This window comes from Actinomycetota bacterium, assembly GCA_005774595.1.
GTDB lineage: Bacteria > Actinomycetota > Coriobacteriia > Anaerosomatales > D1FN1-002 > D1FN1-002.
Genome location: VAUM01000444.1, coordinates 1 through 1281 on the forward strand (window position 1 = coordinate 1; position 1281 = coordinate 1281).

General features: G+C 71.0%; 1 protein-coding gene. It reads right to left on the minus strand.

The genetic code is table 11. The features are described 5' to 3' along the window. Positions 1-144 precede the first annotated feature (144 nt). On the minus strand, positions 145-1281 hold a 1137-nt coding region (gene leuC, locus FDZ70_10835; GenBank protein TLM65777.1), incomplete at its 5' end, for a 3-isopropylmalate dehydratase large subunit.

A 1281-nucleotide genomic window follows, 5' to 3' on the forward strand; every position in this document is an offset into this window, starting at 1 on the left:
GCGCGACGGGTCGCAAGCGCGCTCGCGCTCCCGCAGCCGCCCGCCGCGAAGCTGTGGCTGCTCGAGCGCTCGGACGAACTGTCCGCGAGTCCCACCCCGACGGGCTCGGCCGAGCCGACCGCAGCGCCGTAGCGCGGCCGCGGCCTACGCCAGGTCGTCCGGCAGCGCTATGTGACCCGCGACCGCGGTGGCCGCAGCGACGGCCGGCGACGCCAGGTAGACCTCGCTCGTCGGGTCGCCCATCCGGCCGACGAAGTTGCGGTTCGTGGTCGCGACCGCCCGCTCGCCCGCCGCCAGGATGCCCATGTGCCCGCCGAGGCACGGCCCGCAGGTCGGCGTGGAGACCGCCGCACCGGCGTCGAGGAAGACGTCGAACAGGCCCTCGTCCATGCACCGGCGCCAGATCGCCTGCGTGGCCGGGATGACGATGAGGCGCACGTCGCGGTGGACCTTCCGGCCGCGCAGGATCTCCGCGGCCACGCGCATGTCCTCGTAGCGGCCGTTGGTGCACGAGCCGATGACGACCTGGTCGACGGTGACGCCGCGCGAGTCGGCCGCAGCGCGCGTGTTGCTCGGCAGGTGCGGGAAGGACACGGTCGGCACGATGTCGGCGGCATCGATCTCGAATACCTGCGCATAGGCGGCGTCGGCGTCCGAGTGGTACTCGGCCCACTCGCGCTCCGCGCGGCCGTTCACGTACGCACGGGTGACGTCGTCGACCTCGATGATGCCGCTCTTGCCGCCGGCCTCGATGGCCATGTTGCAGATCGTCATGCGGCCGTCCATGTCCAGCGCGCGGATGGCCGACCCGGTGAACTCCATCGCCTGGTACAGGGCGCCGTCGACGCCGATCATGCCGATGACGTGCAGGATGATGTCCTTTGCCGAGACCCACTCGCCCAGCTCGCCCTCGATGACGAACTTCAGCGACGCGGGGACTTTGAACCACGCCTCGCCGGTCGCCATGCCGACGGCCGCGTCGGTCGACCCGACGCCGGTGGCGAACGCACCGAGCGCGCCGTACGTACAGGTGTGCGAGTCCGCGCCGATGATCACGTCGCCGGGGCCCACGACGCCCTGCTCGGGCAGGAGCGCATGCTCGACGCCCATGCAGCCGATCTCGTAGTAGTGCGTCACGCCCTGCGAGCGGGCGAAGTCCCGCATCATCTTGGCCTGCTCGGCGGACTTGATGTCCTTGTTGGGCGTGTAGTGGTCCGGCACGAGGGCGATGCGCTCGGGGTCGAAGACGCGCTCGGTGCCGATCTTCGCGAACTCCTTGAT